This window comes from Caballeronia jiangsuensis (assembly GCF_046030135.1).
In the GTDB taxonomy this organism is placed as follows: Bacteria; Pseudomonadota; Gammaproteobacteria; order Burkholderiales; family Burkholderiaceae; genus Caballeronia; species Caballeronia jiangsuensis.
In genome coordinates this window covers 239,268-256,351 of the sequence record NZ_JAQQDB010000004.1, presented here as the reverse complement: position 1 = coordinate 256,351, position 17,084 = coordinate 239,268, and the positions used below count along the sequence as shown (strand labels likewise).

The 17,084-nt window shown below is 63.8% G+C and carries 20 protein-coding genes; 13 read left to right on the top strand and 7 right to left on the bottom strand.

Features of this window, described 5'->3' with window-relative positions:
- Positions 1-2: 2 nt before the first annotated feature.
- From fhcD to PQR08_RS06385, 8 genes are read left to right on the top strand one after another with little or no spacing between them, the layout of a single operon-like run.
- The gene (gene fhcD, locus PQR08_RS06420; RefSeq protein WP_250485141.1) at positions 3-944 is read left to right on the top strand and encodes a formylmethanofuran--tetrahydromethanopterin N-formyltransferase; all 942 of its coding nucleotides are present in this window, start codon (positions 3-5) and stop codon (positions 942-944) included.
- The gene (locus tag PQR08_RS06415) at positions 941-1,762 is read left to right on the top strand and encodes a formylmethanofuran dehydrogenase subunit C (RefSeq protein ID WP_250485142.1); all 822 of its coding nucleotides are present in this window, start codon (positions 941-943) and stop codon (positions 1,760-1,762) included. Before fhcD ends, PQR08_RS06415 begins: the two co-directional genes overlap by 4 nt.
- Before the next feature lie 46 nt (positions 1,763-1,808).
- Complete coding sequence (locus PQR08_RS06410; RefSeq protein ID WP_250485143.1) at positions 1,809-2,381, top strand: cytochrome b; 573 nt, start codon at positions 1,809-1,811, stop codon at positions 2,379-2,381.
- Positions 2,378-3,298 carry a pyrroloquinoline quinone biosynthesis protein PqqB gene (gene pqqB, locus PQR08_RS06405; RefSeq protein ID WP_250485144.1) on the top strand — a complete coding sequence of 307 codons (921 nt, stop codon included), beginning with the start codon at positions 2,378-2,380 and terminating at the stop codon, positions 3,296-3,298. The genes PQR08_RS06410 and pqqB overlap by 4 nt, the downstream gene beginning before the upstream one ends.
- Before the next feature lie 29 nt (positions 3,299-3,327).
- Entirely contained in the window at positions 3,328-4,074 is a 747-nt protein-coding gene (gene pqqC / locus PQR08_RS06400) for a pyrroloquinoline-quinone synthase PqqC (RefSeq protein ID WP_408161102.1), read from the top strand.
- Positions 4,071-4,379, top strand: coding sequence for a pyrroloquinoline quinone biosynthesis peptide chaperone PqqD (gene pqqD / locus PQR08_RS06395; protein WP_238218204.1), 309 nt, complete (start codon positions 4,071-4,073; stop codon positions 4,377-4,379). Before pqqC ends, pqqD begins: the two co-directional genes overlap by 4 nt.
- 4 nt (positions 4,380-4,383) lie before the next feature.
- Positions 4,384-5,580: a pyrroloquinoline quinone biosynthesis protein PqqE gene (pqqE, locus tag PQR08_RS06390; RefSeq protein WP_187605329.1), complete on the top strand. Its 1,197-nt coding sequence runs from the start codon at positions 4,384-4,386 to the stop codon at positions 5,578-5,580.
- On the top strand, positions 5,577-6,278 hold the full coding sequence (locus PQR08_RS06385) for a response regulator (RefSeq protein ID WP_187605330.1): 702 nt from the start codon (positions 5,577-5,579) through the stop codon (positions 6,276-6,278). The genes pqqE and PQR08_RS06385 overlap by 4 nt, the downstream gene beginning before the upstream one ends.
- On the opposite strand, the gene PQR08_RS06380 is transcribed toward PQR08_RS06385, so the two are convergent.
- Complete coding sequence (locus PQR08_RS06380; RefSeq protein ID WP_250485145.1) at positions 6,206-7,228, bottom strand: ATP-binding protein; 1,023 nt, start codon at positions 7,226-7,228, stop codon at positions 6,206-6,208. The genes PQR08_RS06385 and PQR08_RS06380 overlap by 73 nt on opposite strands.
- Positions 7,229-7,403: 175 nt before the next feature.
- Here PQR08_RS06380 and PQR08_RS06375 point away from each other — a divergent pair, with 175 nt between their 5' ends.
- Entirely contained in the window at positions 7,404-9,752 is a 2,349-nt protein-coding gene (locus PQR08_RS06375; protein WP_250485146.1) for a TonB-dependent receptor, read from the top strand.
- A 53-nt stretch (positions 9,753-9,805) separates the two neighbouring features.
- Here the strand turns inward: PQR08_RS06375 and PQR08_RS06370 are convergent, their stop codons facing one another.
- From PQR08_RS06370 to PQR08_RS06360, 3 genes are all read right to left on the bottom strand, one after another.
- A complete protein-coding gene (locus PQR08_RS06370; protein ID WP_187605333.1) occupies positions 9,806-10,867 on the bottom strand; it encodes a YVTN family beta-propeller repeat protein in 1,062 nt (353 codons plus the stop codon).
- Between the two features lie 172 nt (positions 10,868-11,039).
- Positions 11,040-11,567, bottom strand: coding sequence for a DUF3280 domain-containing protein (locus PQR08_RS06365; protein ID WP_187605334.1), 528 nt, complete (start codon positions 11,565-11,567; stop codon positions 11,040-11,042).
- A 52-nt stretch (positions 11,568-11,619) separates the two neighbouring features.
- Positions 11,620-13,815, bottom strand: coding sequence for a SulP family inorganic anion transporter (locus tag PQR08_RS06360; RefSeq protein ID WP_250485164.1), 2,196 nt, complete (start codon positions 13,813-13,815; stop codon positions 11,620-11,622).
- Positions 13,816-14,059: 244 nt separating this feature from the next.
- On the opposite strand from PQR08_RS06360, the gene PQR08_RS06355 reads away from it, so the two are divergent.
- Together PQR08_RS06355 and PQR08_RS06350 are read left to right on the top strand one after the other, a co-directional pair.
- Entirely contained in the window at positions 14,060-14,383 is a 324-nt protein-coding gene (locus PQR08_RS06355) for a hypothetical protein (RefSeq protein WP_187605335.1), read from the top strand.
- An 11-nt stretch (positions 14,384-14,394) separates the two neighbouring features.
- Positions 14,395-14,766, top strand: coding sequence for a VOC family protein (locus PQR08_RS06350; protein ID WP_250485147.1), 372 nt, complete (start codon positions 14,395-14,397; stop codon positions 14,764-14,766).
- A gap of 70 nt (positions 14,767-14,836) precedes the next feature.
- Here PQR08_RS06350 and PQR08_RS06345 read toward each other — a convergent pair whose 3' ends face one another.
- A complete protein-coding gene (locus PQR08_RS06345) occupies positions 14,837-15,061 on the bottom strand; it encodes a hypothetical protein (protein ID WP_250485148.1) in 225 nt (74 codons plus the stop codon).
- Between the two features lie 48 nt (positions 15,062-15,109).
- On the opposite strand from PQR08_RS06345, the gene PQR08_RS06340 reads away from it, so the two are divergent.
- Entirely contained in the window at positions 15,110-15,358 is a 249-nt protein-coding gene (locus PQR08_RS06340; RefSeq protein WP_187605337.1) for a hypothetical protein, read from the top strand.
- Between the two features lie 17 nt (positions 15,359-15,375).
- On the opposite strand, the gene PQR08_RS06335 is transcribed toward PQR08_RS06340, so the two are convergent.
- Together PQR08_RS06335 and PQR08_RS06330 are read right to left on the bottom strand one after the other, a co-directional pair.
- The gene (locus tag PQR08_RS06335) at positions 15,376-15,963 is read right to left on the bottom strand and encodes a J domain-containing protein (RefSeq protein WP_250485149.1); all 588 of its coding nucleotides are present in this window, start codon (positions 15,961-15,963) and stop codon (positions 15,376-15,378) included.
- A gap of 88 nt (positions 15,964-16,051) precedes the next feature.
- Positions 16,052-16,360: a hypothetical protein gene (locus PQR08_RS06330; protein ID WP_408161101.1), complete on the bottom strand. Its 309-nt coding sequence runs from the start codon at positions 16,358-16,360 to the stop codon at positions 16,052-16,054.
- 100 nt (positions 16,361-16,460) lie between these two features.
- Here PQR08_RS06330 and PQR08_RS06325 point away from each other — a divergent pair, with 100 nt between their 5' ends.
- A complete protein-coding gene (locus PQR08_RS06325; RefSeq protein ID WP_250485151.1) occupies positions 16,461-17,009 on the top strand; it encodes a phosphonate degradation HD-domain oxygenase in 549 nt (182 codons plus the stop codon).
- The last annotated feature ends 75 nt before the right edge of the window (positions 17,010-17,084 follow it).

The window sequence follows — 17,084 nt, the reverse complement described above, 5'->3', positions numbered from 1 at the left end:
GCATGCGCATCAACGACACGCTGATCGACGACACCTTCGCCGAAGCCTTCCCGATGAAGGCGACGCGCCTCGTCATCACCGCGCATACCTCGACGTGGGCGCGCCATGCGGCCAATTCGCTCACAGGCTTCGCCACGTCCGTCATCGATTGCGGCTGCGAGGCGGGCATCGAACGCGATCTGACCGGCGCTGAAACGCCCGACGGCAGGCCGGGCATCGCGGTGCTGATCTTCGCGATATCGTCGAAGGAATTGGCCAAGCAGATCGCGCGGCGCGTCGGGCAATGCGTGCTGACGTGCCCGACGACGGCGGTCTATGGCGGCATCGATCCCGCGACCACGCTCGCGCCGCTCTCCGACAACGCGCCGCTCGGCGCGGGGCTGCGCTTTTTCGGCGACGGCTATCAGATATCGAAAGTGCTCGACGGCACGCGTTACTGGCGCGTGCCCGTGATGGACGGCGAGTTCGTCTGCGAGGAATTCACCGCGACCGTGAAAGCGGTCGGCGGCGGCAACCTGCTCTTTCTTGCGCGCGATATCGACAGCGCATTGCATGCCGCCGAATCCGCCGTCGCCGCGATGCATCGTTTGCCGAACGTCATCACGCCGTTTCCGGGCGGCGTCGTGCGTTCGGGTTCGAAGATCGGCTCGAAGTACGCGGGCGCGACGGCATCGACGAATGACGCGTTCTGTCCGACGCTCGTCGGCTTGTCGAAGAAAAGCGAGCTGACGCCCGATGTCGCGTGCGTGCTCGAAATCGTGATCGACGGCTTGACCGACGCCGATGTCGGCGCCGCGATGACGGCCGGCATCGCCGCCGCCACCAAGATCGGCCGCGCGGGCGGCGTGCTGCGCGTTTCCGCGGGCAATTACGGCGGCAAGCTCGGGCCGTATCACTTCAAGCTGCATGAACTGTCGAAGGACATCGACGGGAGCCGCGCATGAACGCGATCACGTTGCGCGTAAAAAATGCGCCGGGCTTTCGCGTCGATGGGTCGAAATTGCTGCCTGTCGAACTTGCGGTTGCTTCGCGGACCGAATTGCCGCGCATCGTGCTGCAAGGCGCGGGCGAAACGTGCGCGCTCGGCGATCTCTTCGATATTGCGCTGATCGAGAACGAAGAGCCGTCGCTGACGATCGAAGGTGATGTGCACTGGCTCGATCGCATCGGCGCGAACATGACCGAAGGCACGCTCACGGTGCACGGCAGCGCAGGCGATTACGCGGGCATAAAGATGTCCGGCGGCGAGTTGCACATACAAGGCGACGCAGGCGCTTTCGCCGCGTGCGAGATGCAAGGCGGCCGTCTCTCGATTCACGGCGACGCGGGCGATTTCGCGGCGGGCGCGTTGCCCGGCGACATGGAAGGCATGACGGGCGGCACGCTCACGATTCACGGCAACGCGGGCGCGCGTCTCGCGGACCGCATGCGGCGCGGCACGGTGCTCGTCGCGGGCGATGCGGGCGATTTCGCGGCGTCGCGGCTCATCGCGGGTTCGGTCTGCATCGGAGGAAAAGTGGGCGCACACTTGGGATACGGCATGCGGCGCGGCACGGTGTTGCTGACAAACGCGCCATCTCGCATTCCGCCGACCTTCACCGAAGGCGGCCGCGGTTTCGACGTGTTCTGGCTGCTGTTCACGCGCATGCTCGCCCGTGAGATCGCACCGTTTTCGACATGCGCCGGTCATGTGTTGCCGCGACGCTACGCCGGCGATCTCGCGGTGGATGGACGGGGGGAATTGCTGATCGCCAATTCATAGCCTGGAGATGAACAATGGATTGTTGGCCATTCATAGGAGAGATGCGATGAGCACCGCGCGGACATCCGCGACCTCGCGCGACGGCGGCATCGGTGCCGCGAGCGAGCGTTACGCACGCCCGATGATCGCGCTGCACTGGCTCATCGCGATCGCGATCATCGCGATGCTGTGCATCGGCTTCTATATGGTCGGCCTGCCGCGCGGGCTGCCGTTCAAATCGGACCTCATCAACTTCCACAAGTCGCTTGGAATCACGGTTTTCCTGCTGGTGCTGATCCGCATCCTGGTACGCCTGGCTTATGGCCGGCCGCCTCTGCCGCCGATGCGAACGTGGCAACGCGCCGCCGCGAGCATTACGCAGGCTCTTTTATATGCAGGCATGGTGGCGATGCCGCTCACCGGTTATCTCGGCTCGTCGTTCAACAAGTTCGGCACGAAGCTCTGGGGCATCCCGCTGCCGCAATGGGGCTGGGACGACAAGCAGTTGCGGCAGATCTTTTTCGGCATCCACGAATATCTCGCGTGGATCATGGCCGCGCTGGTCATCCTGCATTTTCTCGGCGCGATGAAGCATCAACTGATCGACCGCGACGGTCTCATGCGGAGGATGCTGCCTTGAAAATACGCGTGCTCGGTTCATCGGCGGGCGGCGGCTTTCCGCAATGGAACTGCAACTGCCGCAATTGCGACGGCGTGCGGCGCGGCACCATTGCGGCGCGCGCGCGCACGCAGTCGTCCATTGCCGTTACCGATAACGGCGAGGACTGGCTGCTCGTCAACGCATCGCCGGACATTCTGGCGCAGATCGCGGCGAATCCCGAACTGCAGCCCGCGCGCCGCGTGCGCGACACGGGCATCGCAGCCGTCGTCACGATGGATGCGCAGATCGATCACGTCACGGGCCTCCTGATGCTGCGCGAGCGCGGCACGCCCTTGCCGCTCTACACGACCGACGCCGTGTGGCAGGACCTCTCGACGGGCTTTCCGCTCACGTCGATTCTGTCGCATTACTGCGGTGTGGAGCACAGGCGCATCGCGCTCGATGGCGCATCGTTCTCCGTGCCCGAGCTGCCGCGCGTGACCATCGACGCACTGCCTTTGTCGAGCAAGGCGCCGCCTTATTCGCCGCATCGCGATGCACCGGAAACGGGCGACAACATCGGCCTGATGTTCACGAATACCGCGACGGGCAAGCGCGCATTCTATGCTCCCGGTCTCGGCGCACTGGAACCGCACGTGCTCGACGCGATGCGGGAAGCGGACCTGCTGCTCGTCGATGGCACCGTGTGGACCGACGACGAAATGATCGCGCTGAAGCTCACGAAGAAGACCGGCAAGGACATGGGCCACCTCGCGCAAAGCGGCGCGGGCGGCATGATCGAAGTGCTGGATTCGATCGATCGCGGGAACGTCCGCAAGGTGCTGATCCATATCAACAACACGAACCCGATCCTCATCGAGGATGGACCCGAAAGACGCATTCTGTCGGAGCACGGCATCGAAGTCGCGCACGACGGCATGACCTTCGAGCTATGACATTCGCACCGGATACTGGAGACCGCCCGATGTTCGACCCGATGCTCAACCCGACCACAGGCCCGATCTTCACGAAAGTGAAGGACGATGGGCCCGCGTGGACGCGCGAGGAATTCGAAGCGCAGTTGCGCGCGAAGGGCACGGCGTATCACATCCATCATCCGTTCAACGTGACGATGAACAGCGGCGGCTGCTCGAAGGAACAGATACGCGGCTGGGTCGCGAACCGCTTCTACTATCAGATCAACATTCCGCTCAAGGATGCTGCGGTGATGTCGAATTGTCCCGATCGCGAAACGCGCCGCCGCTGGGTGCTCCGCATTCTCGATCACGACGGCTACGGCAATCAGCCGGGCGGCATCGAGGCATGGGCGCGCCTCGGCGATGCAGTGGGCCTTTCCCGCGACGATCTGTGGTCGCTCAAGCTCGTGACGCCGGGCGTGCGCTTCGCCGTCGATGCTTACGTGAACTTCGCGCGGCGCGCGCCGTGGCAGGAATCGGTGTGCTCGTCGCTTACTGAAATGTTCGCGCCGCAGATCCACAAGGATCGGCTCGCGACGTGGCCCGAGCATTACACATGGATCGAGCCGGAAGGGCTTTCGTATTTCCGCTCGCGCGTGTCGCTCGCCCAGCGCGATGTCGAGCACGGGCTCGAAGTGACGCTCGCGCATTTCACGACGCGCGAGGCGCAGCAACGCGCGCTCGATATCCTGCAATTCAAGCTCGATATTCTCTGGACCATGCTCGATTCGATCGAAAAGGCGTTCCCGCAATGAGCGACAGCAATCCGATTCAACGCAAGCAGGAAGCCGTCGTTGCACCGGACGATTCCCTGCATCCGAAACTGAAGCGCCTGTTCCGGCTGCAGTGGGAGCCGGCGCAGGATGCGCACGTGCTGCTGTATCCCGAAGGCATGGTGAAGCTCAATCAAAGCGCGGCGCAGATTCTCCTGCGTTGCGACGGCACGCGCGACATTCCCGCGCTCGTCGCGGATCTGGAGCAGGCGTTCAATGCGAACGGCCTCGGCGACGACGTGCGCGCGTTCATCGCCGGTGCGCGTGCGCGCGGCTGGCTGGAGTAGCGTCATGACCGACTTGTCCGAACCGATCGCGAAGCCCGAGCACGAAGGCGTGCCGATAGCGCCGCCGCTGTGGCTGCTCGCGGAGCTGACGTATCGCTGTCCGCTGCATTGCGTGTTCTGCTACAACCCGGTGAACTACGCGGACCACACGCGCGAACTCGATACCGGTCAATGGATCGACGTATTGCGTCAGGCGCGTGCGTTAGGCGCGGCGCAACTCGGGTTCTCGGGCGGCGAGCCGCTCTTGCGCGACGATCTCGAAACGCTCGTCGGGGAAGCGCGCAAGCTCGGCTTCTATACGAACCTCATCACGTCGGGCATCGGTCTGACGGAGAAGCGCATCAGCGCATTGCAGGATGCCGGGCTCGATCACATCCAGCTTTCGTTTCAGGATTCGTCGCAGGAACTCAACGACTTTCTGTCCAGCACGAAGACCTTCGACTACAAGAAGCGCGTCGCGAGCCTCATCAAGGCGTACGGCTTTCCGATGGTGCTGAACTGCGTGCTGCATCGCTATAACCTGCCGCATATCGGACGCATCATCGATATGGCGCTCGCGATGGGCGCCGAATATCTCGAGCTCGCGAACACGCAGTACTACGGCTGGGCGCATGCGAACCGCGCGCAACTCATGCCGACGAAAGCGCAACTCGACGAAGCCGAGGCGGTGGTCGAGCGCTATCGCAATGAGATCGGCGACAAGTGCAAGATCTTTTTCGTCGTGCCCGATTACTACGAGCGCCGGCCCAAGCGCTGCATGAACGGCTGGGGCTCGGTGTTTCTCGGCATCGCACCGGATGGCGCCGCGCTGCCCTGCCACACCGCGCGCTCGCTGCCGGGCCTCACGTTTCCGAACGTCACCGAGATGCCGCTCAAGGACATCTGGTACGAGAGCGATGCCTTCAATCGCTTTCGCGGCTTCGGCTGGATGAAGGAGCCGTGCCGCAGTTGCGACGAGAAAGCCATCGACATGGGCGGCTGCCGCTGTCAGGCGTATCTGCTGACGCAAGACCCCGCGAATGCGGACCCGGTGTGCGACAAGTCCCCGCATCACGAGCGCGTGATCGAAGTGGTCCGCGCGGCAACGGCAAGGCAGGAACCGCAGGAGCAACCCATCATGTTCCGCAACGATGCGAACTCGAAGCGCATCGCGGCCCTTGCTCGCGACAATGGTTCAGAAGAAGGAGAAGACAAGCCATGATTGCCGATATCTCCGTGCTGCTCGTGGACGATCACGCCGTCGTGCGTGAAGGCTACAAGCGTCTGCTCGAACTGAGTCCCGACGTGAGTGTCGCGGGCGAAGCGGCGGATGCCGCCGAGGCGTATCAGAAGTTTTGCGCGTTGCAGCCCGATGTGGTCGTGATGGATCTCGCGCTGCCCGGCGCGAGCGGCATCGAGGCGATGCGGCGCATGCTGGCGCGCGAACCGCATGCGCATGTGCTCATCTTCAGCGTGCACGAGGAAGCGATCTTCGTGCGACGCGCGCTCGATGCCGGCGCGCGCGGCTATGTCACGAAGGCGAGCGCGCCCGATGTGCTCGTGGAAGCGGTGCGTTCCGTCGCGCGTCGCGCGTGCTATCTGAGCCCGGATATTTCGCAGGCGCTCGCATTGCGCGCGACGATTCAGGAAGGGCCGCCCGGCCGGCAGTTATCCGCGCGCGAGTTCGAAGTGCTGCGTCTGCTGGTGCAGGGTTATACGCTGCCGAACATCGCGGAGAAGCTGGGCTTGAGTCAGAAGACGGTCGCGAATCATCAATCGGTGATACGGCAGAAGTTCGGCGCGGACAATGGCGTGCAGCTTGCGCAGATCGCGAATCGCCTGGGCCTTCACTTCGCCGATTTCGCGTCGTCGGCTGCTGCTTCGTTCGGACCCGAAGTCGGCAACGGCAGCCCCGCCTGAGCCGGCACGCGCGCGCAAAAAAGGAAGCCGCCGCCCGGCTCGCTGGCGATATGAAACTCCCCGCCGAGCGCTTCGACGCGCTCGCGCATGCCGATCAGACCGAGCCCTTCGCGCGGCTTCGCGAGATCGACGCCGGGACCGTCGTCGGCCATCGTCACGACGATTTCCTGCGGCGCGCGCGCCAGATAGATCTCCACGCGTGAGCGCCGCGCGAACTTCGACACGTTCGTAAGCCCTTCCTGCACGAGCCGATAGAGCGTGATGTTGAGCGCATCGCTCAGATTGTCGAAGTCGCCTTCGACGGCGAGCGTGAACGTCGCATCGGGCAAACGCTCGCGCCAGCCATCGACGCAATGTTCGAGCGCGGTCGGCAAGCCGAATTCATCGAGCCCGATGGGACGCAGCCTGCGGATCATCCCGCCGATCTCGCGATATACATGCGCCGCGCTTTGCATCAGCGACAGCGACAGCCGATGAACCTCCGCCTCGCGTCCCGCCGACAGATCGCGGATGCGCCCGGCATCGAGCGACATCGCGTTGAGATACTGGCCGAGCTCGTCGTGCAGTTCGCGCGCGAGATGGCGGCGCTCGGTTTCCTGCGCGGCGAGCGCCTGGCTCGCGAGCCGCCGGTTTTCCGCGAGCAGATGCTCGGCCTCTTCCTCCAGCACGCGCCGCCGGCGCACTTCCGACTGCGCCTCGCGATAGCGCCGCCATGCGAACCACGCGAAGCCGATCGCGAGCACGACGAGCGTCGGCGGCAGTTCGTCGAGCTGGAAACGCTCGGCGCTGCGCGTCAGGCGAAACGCGTACTCGCTGAAATCGAAGCGTGCGAAGAGCGCGCCGGCGACGAGCGTGACCGCAAGTACGCAGGCCAGATCGCGCCATGCCGGCGAGCGCGGCGCGCGACGGTCTGCGTCTTTCGCGAGAGAGGGCAGGGATTCGGATGGCATCACGGAATGCATTCTACGCACGGGGTCGTCGTGCTGCGGAGTAGCCGGAACGCGATTGGGAGCGCTTCCCTGCAAGATCGGGAAAAGCTCCCGGTCCACGCGTTCATTCTTATGCGACGCTTTCATTGAAAGAAACATACTCGAAGCGTGGATCGAAATATAAGAGGAGACGACGATGAGAAGCATGCCGCGCCTGCCCGCGCCCGCGCATCCGTTCAAACCCCGAGCAGGGATGCGGCTCGTATTCGGCGGCGCGTTCGCGAGCATCACGGTGGCTGCGTGGGCGCAAACGCCGCCTTCGACCGATGCGGCGGAAGCACCGCCAGCAGCTTCGGCAACGCAGGCGCAAACGCCGCCGAATACGGAGCTGCCATCGATCATCGTCGTCGGGACCACGCCGCTCGTCGGCGTCGGCACGCCGCTCGAAAAAGTGCCCGCGAACGTGCAGACCATCAAGGGCTCGGAGATCGAGGCGCAGCATTCGCCCACGATCGGCAATTACCTGGAGAAGAACGTCGTCAGCGTCGATACCAACGACGCTCAGGGCAATCCGTGGCAGACCGACATCAACTATCGCGGCTTCACCGCCTCGCCGCTGCTCGGCACGCCGCAGGGTTTGTCGGTGTTCATGGACGGCGTGCGCATCAACGAGCCCTTCGGCGATGTCGTGAACTGGGATCTGATTCCGCAGGCCGCGATCCAGACGATGCAGATCATCCCCGGCTCGAACCCGACCTTCGGCCTGAACACGCTCGGCGGCGCGGTCGCCGTGACGACCAAGAACGGCCGCAGCAATCCGGGCGGCAATGTCGACATAGGCTTCGGCTCGTTTGGGCGCAAGTATGCGCAAATCGAGCAAGGCGGCGTGATCGGCGATCATCTGGATTACTACTTCACCGCGAACATCACGAACGACAACGGCTGGGCCGATCACAATTCGAGCCGCATCCGCCAGGCGTTCGGCAAGATCCGCTACACCGATGCCGATACGACCATCTCCGTGTCGATGGGCGGCGCGGACAATACGCTGAACGGCTCGCAGACGATCCCGCGCTCGTTCATGGACAATTTCCGTCAGGCCTATACGTTCCCCGACACGAACGAAAACCAGGTCGGCTATCTGACGATCAACGCGGAGCATTACTTCACGCCGAACGTGCAGTTGAGCGGCAACGTGTACTACCGGCACTATCGCAACAAGAACGTGAGTTCGAACGTCAACGACGATTTCGATCCGGACGGCGACGATGCCGACGAACTCACGCAAGCCTTCAACGATCAGTCGGTGATCGTGACGGACAGCTACGGCGCGAGCCTGCAACTCACGCTGCTCAACAATCTGCTAGGCCATGACAATCAATTGATCATCGGCGCGGCGGGCGACTTCGCGAATTCGCACTTCAGCCAGGCCGAGCAGCCGGCCACGTTCGAAGAGAACCGCGCGACCATCGGCACCGGTCCCTTCGTGCCGACCACGGACGCGAAGACACACAACTCGAATCTGGGCATCTACTTCGAGAACACGTTCTCCTTCAGCGAGCAATGGTCGATGACGCTCGCCGGCCGCTACAACTGGGCGAAGGCGACCATCGGCGATGAAAGCGGCGTGCAGCCGCTGCTCGACGGGAATCACACGTTCTCGCGCTTCAATCCCGCTGTCGGCTTCAACTGGAATCCGACGCCCTACTTCACCGCCTACGCGACGTACAACGAAGGCATGCGCTCGCCGACCGCCATCGAACTGGCGTGCGCGGACCCGGCCGCGCCCTGCTCGCTGCCCAACGACTTCATCGCGGACCCGGACCTGAAGCCCGTGATCTCGAAGACCTTCGAAATCGGCGCGCGCGGTCGTATCGGCAGCCATACGCAGTGGAGCGCCGCGGCCTACAGCACGACCCTGACCGACGATATCCAGTTCGTCAGCAGCCAGGGCGCGGCGAGCACGCTCGGGTATTTTCAGAACGTCGGCAAGACGCGTCGGCAAGGCTTCGAACTCGCGGGCCGCACGCAATGGGGACCGGTCGGCGTCGCGGCGAGCTATAGCTATGTGAACGCGACCTATCGCTCGACGTGGACCGAGAGCAGCGCGAGCAATTCGAGCGCGGACGACAACGGCAACATCACCGTGCATTCGGGCGACCGCATCCCGGGCATTCCGGCGAACACGGTGAAAATGCGCGTGGACTACAACCCGTTCGCGCGCTGGAACATCGGCGCGAATCTCACGTATCGCAGCAACATCTTCGCGCGCGGCGACGAGAACAATCAGGACGTGAATGGCAGCGTCGCGGGCTATTTCCTGATCGACCTCGACACGACCTACAACGTGACCAAGCAACTCCAGGTCTATGCGACGGTGAAGAACCTGTTGAACAAGCGCTACGCGAACTTCGCGATTCTCGGCCAGAACTTCTTCGACGGACCCAATCACACGTTCAACAACGGAGCGACGGTGAACGAGCAGTTCCTCGGCGTGGGCGCGCCGCGCGGCGTGTGGGTGGGAATGCGTTACGCGTGGAAGTGAAAACGAAATGGCCGCACGCGCGGCCATTTCCCCGATGTGAACCACGCATCCGCTCAACGCCCGACGATCGACCCCGCGCTCGGCGGATACGTGACGATGCCCCACGCGAGCGGCAGATCGCCGATCTGCTTGACCTCCTTGTAATCCGAACCGTCGAGCACGTAGACCGCGTTCGAGCGCCCGCACGCGAGCAGCAGCTTCGAGCCATCCGGCGTGAAGCTGAAGTGCCAGCAGCGCTGACCGACGGGCACGTCCTGCACGTGCTCGTAGGTCGCGCCGTCGAACACCTGCAAGGTCTTGTCGCGCGATGCCGCAACCAGGAGCCGCTTGCCCGATGGATCGAACGAGACGCCATACGGGCCCGTCTTCGTATCGACGGTCTTCACGGTCTTCAGGCTTTTGCCGTCGAGCACGACGAACTTGTTCGCGTTCTCGAGCGTGACGACATATTGCTTGCCGTCCGGCGACGCCTTGATGCCGCGCGGACGCGAGCCCTTGTCGAGCTTCACCGTGCGCACCGGCTTGCCCGTGCCGACGCGATACACCGACACCGTGTCGTCGCCCTCGTTGGTCACGAGCATCAGCTTGCCATCGGGCGAGAACTCGACGCCTTCCGTCTCGTGGCCGCTCTTGACCGAATGCGTGACCTTCATCGTCTTCAGATCGACGATGGCGATTTCGGCGGGCGGCGAGTTGGCGTCGTCATCCTTTTCCGGTTCGCCCGGCTTCGGCGGGCCGCCGCTTTCGCCCGGCTCGTAAGTCACATACGCATAGCCGCCGAACACGCGCACGAACTCCGGGTTCTTGCCGATCTTCACGCGCTGCACGACCTTGCCCGTCGATGTATCGATCTCGGACAGGTCGCTCGTCGCCTTGTTCGCCACGTACAGACGCGTGCCATCCTTGTTCAGCGAAAGGCCGCGCGGGCCGTCCTTGCCGACATCCCAGGTTTTCGAGAGCGAGAGGCTGTCGAGATCGATCACGCCGACTCCGGCGTTCTCGGTCGTCACGTAGGCGGTCGGCGCGGCGGCCTGCGCGAGGCTCGCGGCGAGTGCGAGCGATGGCGCGAGCACCGACGCGCAGGCGATGCGCGCCGCCTTGAATCTGACTTGCATGGTCGTCTCCAGCGGTTTCGTTTGGCTTGTTCGAGTTCACGGGCGCACGCGCGCGGCGCATCGCACGGCGCGCATGCCTGCAAATCCAACTTAGCCTAATCGGCGCCGCCGTGGCAACGGCATCGGCCGGGAGAAATTCCCGAATTCGGCGGGGAAAGCCGCATCGCGGGATTCAGCGCGTCGCGGACGGATCGCTTGCAAGGAGATCGACGAGCGCTTTCGCCCCGCGCTTCCAGGAGAGATCGGTGTTGCCGCGTATGTCGACGGAGCGCTGAAAGAGCATCGCGCCGCTGTCCGCGTCTTCGACCCGCAGGTTCATGTTGAGAATAAGGTTGCTGATCTTCTGCACCCAGCACACGCCGACGCGCGACGCGCCCAGCTCTTTCGCCACACGCCGTTCGCAGCCGTTGCACGCGTTCATGTCCTGCGTGCTTTTCAGCGACGCGATCAGATCGCTCGCCCGCGCATTGTCGGCGACGCGAAAGAGCGCGCGTTGGCGCAGATCATCGCGCAACGCGCCGCTCACGACCGCGAGGCGCTCGGTCTGAATGCGATCGATCTCGGCGTCGTTGTAGGCGGCGTTGTCGTCGATGAGCGTGCAATCGAGCATCGCGATCGATTGCGGCGCCTGCTGCGCGAGCGCGCCGCTCATGAAGAAGGCAAGCGTGATCGCGAGCATCGCGCGAAACGTGGGGATCATGATCGTGGCCTCGTCGATGTGCCCTTCAACATACCGGTCGATGAAGCAACGATCAAGAGGCCGCGCGCAACGCTTCATCCGCGACGGCGAGCCGCGAAGCCATCATCTTCACGACGAAGCGATGCCATTCCTGCGCGGTCAGCGGATCGTCGAGTTCGAGCTTGCGCAAGGCGGCGAGCGTGAGACGGCGCAGGCGCGCAGGCTCGTCGGCGAAGACATCCGCGCTGCGCGGCGCGTTCGTGTACACCGCCATTTCGCCGATGATCGTCCCCGGCCCGAACGAGCGCAGCCTCACCGAGCGGCCGTCCGCGAGCGGCAGCGACACGGTCACGCGCCCTTCCTCGACGATATAGAGCGCATCGCCCGCATCGCCGCGGCGAAAGAGCGCCTCGCCCGCGCCGATATCCCACACGTCGAGCAAATCGGCCAGCCCTTGCAGCGCGCGTGCCGTGAAGTGCGGCGCGAGCATCGCCCGAAAATCGCCCGACGGCACGCGCGGTTCGAGCGCGTGCGTCAGCTTGGCGAGCTGCTGCGCTTCGATCCATTCGAGGCCCGCATCGAGCGTGTCGAACTCGCGGATGCCGAGCGAGAGCGCGCCGGTGCGCTTGAGCAGCGCGCGCGAGTTGTGCGGCAGCGCGGTCAGCACGAGATCGGCACCGATCGCCGCGCACGCCTGACGCAGCTTCACGAATGCGAGCGACACGGAGGCGTCCATGCCGTTGGTCCAGCCGAAATCGAGCACGACATGCCTGACCGGACGCGGCCCGTGCGAGCGAATGCGTTCGCGCACGCGTTGCAGCATCGAGTTCGCCGAGCCGAAGAAGAGAAAACCTTGCAGACAGACGCCGCAGATTTCATCGCCGCGATCGATCAGAAAACGCGTCTCCTCGATGCTGCGCTCGACATTCGAGGTGCGCGTGCGGCCGTCGAACTCCATGCGCACGCAACCGGCGCGTCCGTAGAGCAGCGCGAACGTCACGCACGCCGCGACCACGCCCGCGACGACGCCCGCGATCACGCCATAGAACGCGATCACCGCGAGAATCAGCGGCACGAGGAGGTATTCGTGCCACGTGAGCTTGCGATACGCGCCGACGAGCCAGTCCATCATGAGCCGCAGGCCCATGTAGATCTGCATGCCGACGAGCACCGGCACCGGAAACAGCGAGACGAGATCGGGCGACGCGATCAGCACGAAGAGGCACGCGAGCGCGGCGAACACGCCCGCCGCGCGGCTCGTCGCGCCGGCGCGCGCATTGAGCATCGAGCGGTTGTACGACTGATAGCCGACCATCCCGCCGAGCAGACCGCTCGCGATATTCGCGAGGCCCGCGGCGCGCATCTCGCGGTTCAGGTCGATGTCCTGCCCGGTGGCCGCCCCCATCGCGGTCGAGTTCATGATGATCGTGACCGCCGACACCGACGTGACGATGAGCGTCTCGGGCAGATGCGCGACGATCGCATGCCAGTCGATCTCGCCACGCGCAAGCGACGACGGCAAATGCAGCTCGGGAATGTGCAGCGCGTGCGTCGGCACATGCTGAAGCAGCAGGCCCATGTCGCGCGCCTCGTCGGGCGAGATGCCGGCGACGCTCAGCAGCACATAGAAGAGCGCGATGCCGATGGCGAGCGTGATCGGCAATGCCGCCGCGTGCCGCCAGGTGCGGGCGAGGATCGTGGCGAGTGCGCCGACGAAGAGCGCGGGCGCCCACGCGAGCCAGTGCAGTTGCAGGAGCCGCGGCAGCGTGTGCCAGTCGAGCGCGACGCCCGTCAGCACGCGAAACGCGCCCGCGATCAGCAGATAGCCCGTGCCCGCGAGAAAGCCGCCCATCACGGGATAAGGCAGGAATTGCAGCGAGCGGCTGCGTCGGGATGAACCGATCGCGAAGAGAATCAGCCCCGTCACGAGCGAGCACAGCGCGATGGCGACGAGCACCGTCAGCAGGATTTCCGTAGGCGACCCGCCGTTCGCGCGCACGCTGCTCGCGACACCCGCCGCGACGCCGACCAGAAACGCGGTCGCATTGCTGTCCGGCCCGCCGATGTTTATGCGCATCGAGCTCGTCAGCGCGATCACGAACGCGGTGACGATGCAACTCACGAGCGCGGTCGGGACGCCGAGTTCGGCATAGCGCGCGAGATCGGCGCTGAAGATGAGCGTGCCGAGGCTCATCGCGTAGCACAGCATCATGAGCGTGGACACGGTGCCGGCGGTGACGTCGCCGACGAGCGCGGCTGCGCGCGGCATGGCGCGCGCGAGAACCGTGCGATGTGTCGTAGCTGGCTTCACGGCGCCTCCCGATGCGGGAAAACGGCAGACGTACACGCGCGAACGCAAAGCGCGCCGAAAAGTATCCGCTGCGCGCGAAGACGCTGTCAAATCTATGTGAGCACGCTTTTCATCTGACGTGAATGACCTTCGCGGTGGATTCATCGCGCCAACTGGAGTAACGTTGATCGACGCGAGCGAACACTACACCAAGGAGGCGATCATGCCTGACGATCCCGCTCAGTGGCACGTTTTCGACTACGAAGGTTTCGAGATTCACGTGCAGCCGCAATTGAAGCCGACGCCCGAGCACGCGGCGGCGGGCAAGGCGGATCGTTACGTGTACATCGGACATGTGTGCCGGCCCGGCGCGAATGCGGACATACCCGGCGAAGCGGTGCATTTTCACGCCGACGGCGAAGACGCCTACAAGAGCGCGCAGGATGCCGTCGACGATGCGCGGCATATCGGCAAGAGCATCGTCGATGGCACGCATCCCGATCTTTCGGTGCTGCCGCTCGTGTCGCATCAGCATCATCCGGGATGACGAACGAAAGCATGGGATCGCCAGACGACGACGCGCACGTCGAAAGCCTGAGCGCGATCACGCTCGCGACGCACGACATGCCGCGCGCGGTGCGCTTCTATGAAGCGCTCGGCTTGCGCATCCTGCATGGCGGCGCTAACGACGCCTTCACTTCGTTCGCGCTCGGCGGTTCGTTTCTCAATCTCACCAGCGAAACACACGGCCCGATTCAGTTCTGGGGCCGCGTGATTATCTACGTATCCGATGTGGACGCGCTCTACCGGAAAGCGCTGGCGCACGGCATCGAGCCGCAATTCGCGCCGCGCGATGCGCCCTGGAACGAGCGCTACTTCCATCTCACCGATCCTGACGGCCACGAACTGAGCTTCGCGCGTCCGCTCTGATATACACGCACACGCACAGGCACGACATTCGCTTCAAATCGAGTGACGGGTAGCGTACGCATCGGCCATTTCATATGACCGATTGCGCACATACCCCGGCATCGCGTTGCACGACGATGAGTTCACGGCGGTACGCGTTTTTCATGAACGGGGCATGGCGGAAGGCGCGTGAAAGTTCGCTGTTGCTATTTCGCAAAAACGGGCACTGCTCTGAATTCAAGGCGTAGAGTTCAAGTGCTTTATGAAGAACGTGATGCGTTGCGGCAGGGTTTTCATGGATTCGGGCTTTAAACATCGGCAGGTTCGGCCGTTAACCCTTCTATGAATGCCGCAGGAGACTGAAATGAAAAACGCGAATGAGCGGTCCCTTCGTTACCAGGTCGAAAAATGGCTCGCTCCGGGCAGCATGCCGGTGCATGTGAGACAGTTCAGCCGCACGCGTGCCGACAGGCGTCGTTATGTGTGCGTCGAAGCGTTGCACGGCGCGGCGGCGAGAGCGCTGTTCTTCTTCCGTCACGATGACGGTCACTGGTGCGTCTATCCGCCGGCGCCGAAGCAAAGCAATATGCGCGGTGAAAGGCTCGCGGCCTGATTTCCTGCCTCGCGCGATCAGAAACGAAGGTTGTTGAGGAACTGAAACCACATCGCGCCGAGCGGATTCGCAGCATCGGCGCTGGCAGGCTCCTTCTCTTCCTTCCTGTTCGTTGCAGTTTCTTCCTCTCGTTCCTTGATTTCTTCCCTGGCTTGTCGCGATTCATGCAGCGCAATTGCGCTGTCCGCGATCTGGCGCGCCGCAGGCTCTTCGCACTGCGCACCGAGCAGCACGCCGAACACGACATCGCGGTTATATCCTTGCGATGCAAAGCGCATCGCTAGCGATACGCGCTCCGCATAGAGCGCCTCGCGTGCCTCGCGCTCCTTTGCCTCACGTGCCTCGCGCTCGGCTTCTTCCTGGCGCACGCGTTCTTCCCAGCGACGCATCTCGTCGGCATAGATGCGGTCGTACACCTCGCGCTGCGCGGGGTCGGACAGAATTGCGTAGGCTTCCTTGATCTCCAAGAATTTTGCGCGGGCGATGTCTTCGTTGCCCACGTTGCGATCGGGGTGGCAGCGCATCGCGGCCTTGCGATACGCGCGCTTGATTTCTTCTTCGGTGGCGTGCTCGTCCACGCCGAGCGTCTGATATAGCGTTGCCATCTTGCCTTCTGAGGACACGGATCGCCGATCATCGTAACACGCTAAAAACGGGGTCCTTTCGTCAGATGCGGCATTGCAACACGCGCGGCTAGCGGCCTGTGATCCTGCCTCCGAGCACGTCGTACATCGCGCGTGCAGGCTTCAGATAGCGGGAGATGTGAAACCGGATATTGACCACCGCCAGCACGAAGATCGCGAGCGTGATCAGCAGATAATCGCGCCGCTCAGGAACGACGTGATAGCGCGTATGCAGCAGCACGAAGACGATCCACACGAACGCCGGCGCATGCAGGGTCCAGTGGCGCTGCGCGAATTGCCACGCGAGGCGGCGCACGTCGCGGCGTGCGGCGCGATCGAGTCCGGCGAGTTCGGGGCGTCGGCTGAAGTAGAAAGGCATGGTCGAATCGATTCTGCGCGTGGCCATCGTCGCGTCATAAATTCCTGCGACGATTGCGCGTTGTCCCGCTTCAGCATACCCGCTCGACCCTTTCCTTACGATGGCGCTTACACTCGACGACATCCGGCATCTCTTCGACAAGCACGGCTCGATCGCCTATAGCGGCGAGCCGGTCACGCAGTTGCAGCACGCGTTGCAGAGCGCCGCGCTGGCCGAAGCGGCGGGCGCGAGCCCCGAGCTGATCGTCGCGGCATTGCTGCACGACCTCGGGCACCTGCTGAATCTGCAGGGCGAAACGCCGAGCGAGCGCGGCATCGACGATCTGCATCAGTACTACGCACTGCCCTTCCTGCGCCCGCTCTTTTCCGATGCCGTGCTCGAACCGATTCGCCTGCACGTCGATGCGAAGCGCTGCCTGTGCGCGATCGATGCGTCGTATCACGCGCGGCTGTCCGCGGATTCCGTGCGCAGCCTGCAACTGCAAGGCGGTGTGTTCGACGATGAAACCGCGCAAGCGTTTCTGGCAAAGCCCTACGCACGAGACGCCATCGCGTTGCGCCGCTGGGATGACGAAGCGAAGGACGCGCATCGCGTGACGCCCACGCTGCCGCATTTCATGGATATGGCCGCGAGCATCGCGCTCAGTTAGCCGCCGAGGCAGCGGGCTTTATCTCTTCAGCCGGAAACAGCGAATGCGTCCGATGATGCAGCGAGCGGAATTAAG

What these genes read in the sequence shown, in the direction of transcription:
- fhcD (WP_250485141.1), top strand. Translation starts at nt 3, where the DNA reads ATGCGCATCAACGACACGCTGATCGACGACACCTTCGCCGAAGCCTTC.
- PQR08_RS06415 (WP_250485142.1), top strand. Translation starts at nt 941, where the DNA reads ATGAACGCGATCACGTTGCGCGTAAAAAATGCGCCGGGCTTTCGCGTC.
- PQR08_RS06410 (WP_250485143.1), top strand. Translation starts at nt 1,809, where the DNA reads ATGAGCACCGCGCGGACATCCGCGACCTCGCGCGACGGCGGCATCGGT.
- pqqC (WP_408161102.1), top strand. Translation starts at nt 3,328, where the DNA reads ATGTTCGACCCGATGCTCAACCCGACCACAGGCCCGATCTTCACGAAA.
- pqqD (WP_238218204.1), top strand. Translation starts at nt 4,071, where the DNA reads ATGAGCGACAGCAATCCGATTCAACGCAAGCAGGAAGCCGTCGTTGCA.
- pqqE (WP_187605329.1), top strand. Translation starts at nt 4,384, where the DNA reads ATGACCGACTTGTCCGAACCGATCGCGAAGCCCGAGCACGAAGGCGTG.
- PQR08_RS06385 (WP_187605330.1), top strand. Translation starts at nt 5,577, where the DNA reads ATGATTGCCGATATCTCCGTGCTGCTCGTGGACGATCACGCCGTCGTG.
- PQR08_RS06380 (WP_250485145.1), bottom strand. Translation starts at nt 7,228, where the DNA reads ATGCCATCCGAATCCCTGCCCTCTCTCGCGAAAGACGCAGACCGTCGC.
- PQR08_RS06375 (WP_250485146.1), top strand. Translation starts at nt 7,404, where the DNA reads ATGAGAAGCATGCCGCGCCTGCCCGCGCCCGCGCATCCGTTCAAACCC.
- PQR08_RS06370 (WP_187605333.1), bottom strand. Translation starts at nt 10,867, where the DNA reads ATGCAAGTCAGATTCAAGGCGGCGCGCATCGCCTGCGCGTCGGTGCTC.
- PQR08_RS06365 (WP_187605334.1), bottom strand. Translation starts at nt 11,567, where the DNA reads ATGATCCCCACGTTTCGCGCGATGCTCGCGATCACGCTTGCCTTCTTC.
- PQR08_RS06360 (WP_250485164.1), bottom strand. Translation starts at nt 13,815, where the DNA reads ATGCCGCGCGCAGCCGCGCTCGTCGGCGACGTCACCGCCGGCACCGTG.
- PQR08_RS06355 (WP_187605335.1), top strand. Translation starts at nt 14,060, where the DNA reads ATGCCTGACGATCCCGCTCAGTGGCACGTTTTCGACTACGAAGGTTTC.
- PQR08_RS06350 (WP_250485147.1), top strand. Translation starts at nt 14,395, where the DNA reads ATGGGATCGCCAGACGACGACGCGCACGTCGAAAGCCTGAGCGCGATC.
- PQR08_RS06345 (WP_250485148.1), bottom strand. Translation starts at nt 15,061, where the DNA reads ATGTTTAAAGCCCGAATCCATGAAAACCCTGCCGCAACGCATCACGTT.
- PQR08_RS06340 (WP_187605337.1), top strand. Translation starts at nt 15,110, where the DNA reads ATGAAAAACGCGAATGAGCGGTCCCTTCGTTACCAGGTCGAAAAATGG.
- PQR08_RS06335 (WP_250485149.1), bottom strand. Translation starts at nt 15,963, where the DNA reads ATGGCAACGCTATATCAGACGCTCGGCGTGGACGAGCACGCCACCGAA.
- PQR08_RS06330 (WP_408161101.1), bottom strand. Translation starts at nt 16,360, where the DNA reads ATGCCTTTCTACTTCAGCCGACGCCCCGAACTCGCCGGACTCGATCGC.
- PQR08_RS06325 (WP_250485151.1), top strand. Translation starts at nt 16,461, where the DNA reads ATGGCGCTTACACTCGACGACATCCGGCATCTCTTCGACAAGCACGGC.